This is a genomic window from Serratia sp. ME47, from assembly GCF_903970925.1.
Classification (GTDB): Bacteria; Pseudomonadota; Gammaproteobacteria; order Enterobacterales; family Enterobacteriaceae; genus Serratia; species Serratia ureilytica.
In genome coordinates, this window is the sequence record NZ_CAJCKE010000053.1 from 1 (window position 1) to 6,266 (window position 6,266).

Here is a 6,266-nt window from a genome sequence, read left to right on the forward strand (position 1 = left end):
GGCGACCGTCATGGTGAAAATAAGCGTGTCTTCGCCCTCGTTGGCGTACCGATGTGGGCCGTCCGTTTTGGCGACCGCCGAACAGCCTGGCGTAATCCTGAGCTCGGTTTGTTCGACGGTAAGGCACGTGCTGGAAGTAGTTGGCGTCGATGTCGTGGCTGGCCAGCGCGGTGTTCGGCAGGATGTAGTCCTGGAAGCGCTTGATCTGCAGATCGATGCCTTCCTTCGCCAGTATCGGTTTGGCCTGTTCGAGGATCTCGGCGTGCGGCACGTTGGAGGCGCCGACCACCAGCTTGGTCGCCGCGGCGGCGCCGTAAGAGGCGAGGGTGGCGACAGAGGCGAAAGCCAACATCAGTAGGTGCTTTTTCATCATCGTTTTCCTTGGTTAATTAACGTTTATCGAGCGTTCTTGTCAGGGTGTCGCCAATGAACTGAATGACGAAAACGATCAGCAGAATCGTCAGCGTCGCCACCAGCGTCACGTCACTGTGGTTGCGTTGGAAGCCTTCCAGATAGGCCAGGTTGCCCAGGCCGCCGGCGCCGATCACCCCGGCCATCGCCGTGTAGCTCACCAGCGCGATCAGGGTGACGGTGATGCCGGAAACCAGCGCCGGCGAGCTCTCCGGCAGCAAGACGCGGAAAATCAGGGTGCGGTTTTTGGCGCCCATCGAGCGCGCCGCTTCGATTACCCCTTTGTCGACCTCGCGCAGCGCGATCTCCACCAGCCGGGCGTAGAACGGCGCGGCGCCGACGATCAGCGCCGGCAGGGCGGCGTCCGCGCCGAGAATGGTGCCGATCAGCGACTTGGTGAACGGGATCAGCAGCACGATCAGAATGATGAACGGAATGGAGCGGAAGACGTTGACCAGCACGGAGATCAGGGTGTAGACCGTGCGGTTTTGCAGCAACTGCCCCTTCGAGGTTAAAAACAGCAGCACGCCGAGCACGATGCCCAGCACCAGCGTGGCCAAACCGGCGATGCCGGTCATGTACAGCGTTTCCCAGGTGGCGTCCCACAGTTGGTCCAGACGCAGGTGGGGGAACAGGGATTCAATCATGTTGGATAACCTCGACGGCGATGTCTCTTTCGTTCAGCAGGCTGAGCATGTCGGCGACGTGTTGTTCGTTGCCTTCGGCGTGGATGTACAGTTCGCCGAACGAACCGTTGAGGGTGTGGCTGATCTTGCCGTGCAGAATGTTGACGGTGAGCGGGTAGCGCCGAATTACCTCGGCGATCACCGCCTGATGAGTTTGTTCGCCGACGAAAGTCAGCTTGAAGATCGCCCCCGGCAGGTGGGCGGTGAGCTGCGGGTTGAAGCTCTCAGCCGTGTCCGCATACTGCGACACCTGTTTGACGAACTGCCGGGTGATCGGCTGCTGTGGCCGGGTGAACACCTCGAGCACCGGCCCCTCTTCGACGATGCGGCCGTTTTCCATTACCGCCACGCGGTGGCAGATTTTGCGCACCACGTGCATTTCGTGGGTGATCAGCACGATGGTCAATTTCAGCTGGCGATTGATGGCCAGCAGCAGGTCGAGAATGGCGTCGGTGGTTTGCGGATCGAGCGCCGAGGTGGCCTCGTCGCACAGCAGCACGCTCGGGTTATTGGCCAGCGCGCGGGCGATGCCGACGCGCTGTTTCTGGCCGCCGCTGAGCTGCGACGGGTAGGCGTTTTCGCGCCCCTGCAGGCCAACCAGCGCGATCAGTTCCGCCACGCGCGGGGCAATCTGCGCCTTGGGGACGCCGGCTATCTGCATGGAAAAAGCGATGTTTTGGCTGACGGTGCGCGACCACAGCAGGTTGAAGTGCTGAAACACCATGCTGATTTTCAGCCGCGCCTGGCGCAGGTGGCTGCCTTTGGCGCGGGCGATATCGAATCCGCCCACGTCAATGCGGCCGCTGGTGGGCTTTTCCAGGCCGTTGAGCAGGCGGATCAGCGTGCTTTTGCCGGCGCCGCTGTAGCCGATGATGCCGTAAATTTGCCCGGCTTCTATCGCCAGGCTGACGTCGTCAACCGCCACGACGCGGCCCTGTGCGCTGTCAAAAGTTTTGCAAACGTTCGAAAGAACGATCATAGCGAAGCGGATCCTTATTGATACATCACAGCATTCCGTCCGGGGCGCGTCGCGCCGGACAAGGATCGTTCGGCTTTTCGGCGGGGCACAACCCGGCGGGAAGTGACGGACGGAACCTCTGTTGCGGGTGAATACCGGGCAATCCTACCGAGGGTTAATAGTGACAGGAAGAATGTAAAATCTATTACTTATTCTGATTTGATATATTAGGTAGCGGGCGAGAGAAGGGGGAGAAAACCGGCCGCAGGGCGGCCGGCGGGGGCGGACTAGCGTTTTTCCAGCTTCATGTGCAGCAGCGGGAACGGGTTGCCCTGGCCGTCGAGCGGTGAGCGGCCGGTGATGACAAAACCGTAGTGACGGTAGAAGCCGCTGGCCTGCGGATTTTGCTCGTTCACGTCCAGCTGCAGCTCATCGTGCAGCGTTTCCGCGTGGGTCAGCAGCGCTTTGCCCACGCCTTTGCCGCGCTGATCGGCATCGATAAACAGCATCTCCACCTTGTTGCCGTTCAGACCGATAAAGCCGCAGGGATGCCCCGGCTGCTCTTCGGCCACCCAAACGTTGACCGCCGGCAGGTAGTCGTTCAGCACCAGCGGGAACAGCTGTGCGATGTTGTCTTCGGTTAAAAAGTGGTGAGTGGCGCGCACCGAACGCAGCCAGATATCTGCCAATTGCGCGTTGTCTTCCGCCGCGCGTGCTCTGATGGTAATCATCGAACTCTCTGCTATCTAAGTTGAAGGAAAAGAAACTAGATAGAGGTTTTGTGGGGTTAGTGCCGAATTAACGTGGGTTAACGCCCTGCAAAGCGCCTCTGCAGTGGATCGAATAGGCCCGCCTGGTTGCAAGCGGTATAACAACTGTAATTCAGTAAGTTAAAGCTTTCAACCGCCGCAGGGCGCAATGAGGCGCTCGCCGCGTGATACACTGGCCGCTGAATGAGTAAGAGGGCGGCAGGATGGAAGCGGTACGCGCAGCGATAGAAAAACAGGTGCTCAGCCTGACCGGGTTGGCGCTCGGCGGCGTCGATTTTGAGAATCCGCCCGGCGATCCGGGGCTGTTCGGCCCGCAGTCGGTCATCTGGCAGGTACACCGCGATTTCACCCCGATGCTGTGCGGCGGCGTCAGCGCCTTGCTGTTGCAAATGCTGCACCCGTTGGCGCTGGCCGGCGTATGGGATCACTCCAACTTCCGCGACGATATGATTGGCCGCCTGCGCCGCACCAGCCAGTTCGTGTCGGTCACCACCTTCGGCCCGACCGCCGAGGCGGAGCGGCTGATCGCCAAAGTCAAAGCCATCCACCTGCGGGTGACCGGCGTCGGCAGCGACGGCACGCCCTATGCCGCCAGCGATCCGGCGCTGCTGACCTGGGTGCACGTGGCGGAGAGCAGCCGTTTTCTGGCCAGCCACCTGCGCTACCGCAACCCGCATCTTTCCCGCGATTTGCAGGATCAATACTATCGCGAAGCGGCGCGCGTGGCCGCCGCGCTGGGGGCGACCGCTATCCCTCAGTCCTGCGCGGAGGTAGACGACTATCTGCAGGCGATGCGGCCGCAGATGGTCTGTGACGAACGCACCCAAGAGGTGGCGCGCATTCTGCTGAAGGCGCCGGCGCCGAGCGCGTTGGCGCGCCCGCTCGGCGGGGTGGTGATGCAGGCGGGCATCGATCTGTTGCCCGATTGGGCGCAGCGGCAGTTCGGCTTTCATCCGGGCGCGTTGCGGCGGCGGTTGGTGCGAACGGGGGCTGCAGGCCTCGGCAAAGTGCTGGGCGCGTCGATGCGCAACGGTTCCTATCAGCGCGCGGTGCGGCGCATCACTCAGCCGTCATGAGCCGCAGCCGCTATAATTAACCTTTGTTTATCTTCGTTTACGGCCGTTTTTGAGACTTTTACGGGTGATCCGGCCAGTAATGCGTTTTACACTTGAGGGCAAAACCACATTCCATTTTTTGCGCGCAGCCGATTCTGCCGCGCCCTGACCCTATTGAGGTGATATGAACGAGTCATACGTACTTGCTGAAGTCAGCAATGAGAACCAGACGCTGGTCGCGGTGGTTCAGCAAGGGAGCAGGGCAGCCTATTTTTACATTTATCCCGCCGAAGCCTACAGCGATCGTTATCAGGTGCGCGCCTGCTGGCTGCGCAATCTGGCCGCCGCGCCGCTGCAGGAAGATCGCGCCGCGCTGGAGCAGGGGCAACCGCCGATGCTGGCGGCGGAATTTTGCCGCAACCTGGAAGGGGAAGCGCCGCTGAACCCGGAAGGGCTGATGGTGGTGTGGAGCGAAAGCGACGACGGCGCGGCCCTGTGGTATTACGGCCAACTGCTGGCGGTGATCCCCGGCTGGAGCCTGTATATCGACCATTCGGTGTGCTATTCGGCCAGCTGCATCAAGGAGAGCCCGTTGGCCTATCCGCTCGGTTCGGCCTCGACCAACACGCAATATGCGCAGGCGGAAAGCACCCGCCAGTTTTGGCGCAGCTGGCAGCGTGAAGAGGGCAATCCGTGGCCGAAGATGCAGCGCGATTTTCAGGCGCGCTATGAGCAGCATTTCGGCCCTTCGGTAAAATACTACGCCATCGATCAAGGCAAGTGGCCGCCGATGGCCATCACTCAGCACGAGCGCGACGGCATCTATTACTTCCTCACCATGGGCGTCAGCATTCGGCCGATGCCGTGGGTGGAGATCCTGTTCAACGATGAGGCTTCGCGCTATCGCCGCATGGAGATGGCGATCGCCATCGACAGCCAATACATGACCGAAGACAACGCGGTGCAGATGGCCAGCGCGCTGGCCGGTTTCGCTCACGCGCCTTGGGCGCGGCTGACCTGGATCGGCGAAGGGCATACGCTGGAGTCCGACGTGGCGCCGTTGGGCTATGAAGGCTATATTTTATCGTCGTCCTTCTACCCGCATCACGCGCACCTGACGTTGCCTCAGCAGTATGGCGACCCGGTGAACCTGTTCTGGGCCAGCCCGGTGTTTACCGCCGAGCGCCAGCTGGCGCACGCCACGCCGAACGGCGGGCACGATCTGGTGCACAGGCTGCGCGAGCAGGGCGTCGACCATATTTTCCGCCCGCGCCAGCCGGTGTGCTGACGCGACTTGTCTTGTCTTCTCTTCGGGAGCCGCCATGACCAGCGCGCTGTTGATTATCGATGTGCAGGAAGGGTTGTTTACGCCGCCGCCGGCGGATGCCGCGGGCACCGTTGCGCGCATCAACCAACTGAGCGAGCGCGCCCGCCGGGCGGGCGTGCCGGTGATCGTGATTCAGCACCATACGCCGGACGACGAACTGCCGCACGGCAGCGCCGCCTGGCAAGTGCTTGCGGCGCTGAAGGTGGCGCCAGGCGACCATCGGGTGGATAAAACCACGCCGGACTCGTTCCTGCGCACTTCGCTCGGCGCGTTACTGATCGCCAACGGCGTATCGCAGCTGGTGGTTTGCGGCTACTCCACGCCGTTTTGCATCGATACCACGGTGCGCAGCGCGGCGGCGCACGGCTATCCGGTGACGCTGGCGGCGGATGCGCATACCTGCCACGACAAATCCTATGCCGACGGTTTGCTGATCCGCACCCACCATAACGAGACGTTATCGAATATCGACAGCTTCGGCGTGCCGATCCGCGCCGTGCCCGCGGCGGATATTGTGTTCTGAGAAAGGAAAAACGGGGGCCTAACGCCCGAATGCTAGTCAGTTAAACCTGACTGGCATTTTTTATCCCATCTTTGTGTGTTTTGTGTAGCCTGAATTGCCGTAAATGTTCCGTATTTCTCTGTTACTACAATGAACGGCAATTGGAGGGGCCGAAGGCGCGGCCCCTCCACCCGCGCCCTTGCTTAACACCGTCTGTCCGCTGTGCGGATGCCCTCGCCGCGTCTGCATTGTCGGGCGGGTCGGCTGCGACAAACGTCCCTGTTAGTCTCGCCTCAACCGGCCTTCCCTGGCCGGTTGTCCCTGACAATGCCGTCTTGCTCGGCAGCCGGTGATGCGCGCCTAAGGTCAACCCCCGTGCTGGCAGCTGCCGGGCAACCCGTGAGAGGAATCTGAGATGAGCACGGTATTGGACGCCCTTGAAGACGCCGAACGCAGGCATAGCGCATTAGGAGAAACCGCCATGGACGGCGGTTTCAGGTGAGACAGGCAGGGACGCCTGTCGCAACCGGCCTCAATGCGCTATGGCGGAGAGAGGG

Annotated in this window: 7 protein-coding genes; 3 read left to right on the forward strand and 4 right to left on the reverse strand. The window is 61.5% G+C overall.

The window, feature by feature from the left end:
• From H7A77_RS25155 to H7A77_RS25170, 4 genes are all read right to left on the reverse strand, one after another.
• Positions 1-370, reverse strand: a 370-nt coding sequence (locus H7A77_RS25155) for a MetQ/NlpA family ABC transporter substrate-binding protein (RefSeq protein WP_255443916.1), incomplete at its 3' end; no start/stop codon positions are given.
• Between the two features lie 19 nt (positions 371-389).
• Entirely contained in the window at positions 390-1,058 is a 669-nt protein-coding gene (locus tag H7A77_RS25160; protein WP_033642316.1) for a methionine ABC transporter permease, read from the reverse strand.
• Positions 1,051-2,076: a methionine ABC transporter ATP-binding protein gene (locus H7A77_RS25165; RefSeq protein WP_033642317.1), complete on the reverse strand. Its 1,026-nt coding sequence runs from the start codon at positions 2,074-2,076 to the stop codon at positions 1,051-1,053. Before H7A77_RS25165 ends, H7A77_RS25160 begins: the two co-directional genes overlap by 8 nt.
• Before the next feature lie 266 nt (positions 2,077-2,342).
• Positions 2,343-2,786, reverse strand: a complete 444-nt coding sequence (locus H7A77_RS25170; protein ID WP_033642318.1) for an acetyltransferase — start codon at positions 2,784-2,786, stop codon at positions 2,343-2,345.
• A gap of 242 nt (positions 2,787-3,028) precedes the next feature.
• Here H7A77_RS25170 and H7A77_RS25175 point away from each other — a divergent pair, with 242 nt between their 5' ends.
• The 3 genes from H7A77_RS25175 to H7A77_RS25185 all read left to right on the forward strand — a co-directional run bounded on the left by H7A77_RS25175 (position 3,029) and on the right by H7A77_RS25185 (position 5,730).
• Entirely contained in the window at positions 3,029-3,901 is an 873-nt protein-coding gene (locus H7A77_RS25175; RefSeq protein WP_089191344.1) for an oxygenase MpaB family protein, read from the forward strand.
• Between the two features lie 163 nt (positions 3,902-4,064).
• Positions 4,065-5,168: a suppressor of fused domain protein gene (locus H7A77_RS25180; RefSeq protein ID WP_033652667.1), complete on the forward strand. Its 1,104-nt coding sequence runs from the start codon at positions 4,065-4,067 to the stop codon at positions 5,166-5,168.
• Between the two features lie 34 nt (positions 5,169-5,202).
• Positions 5,203-5,730: a cysteine hydrolase family protein gene (locus H7A77_RS25185; protein WP_042783932.1), complete on the forward strand. Its 528-nt coding sequence runs from the start codon at positions 5,203-5,205 to the stop codon at positions 5,728-5,730.
• The last annotated feature ends 536 nt before the right edge of the window (positions 5,731-6,266 follow it).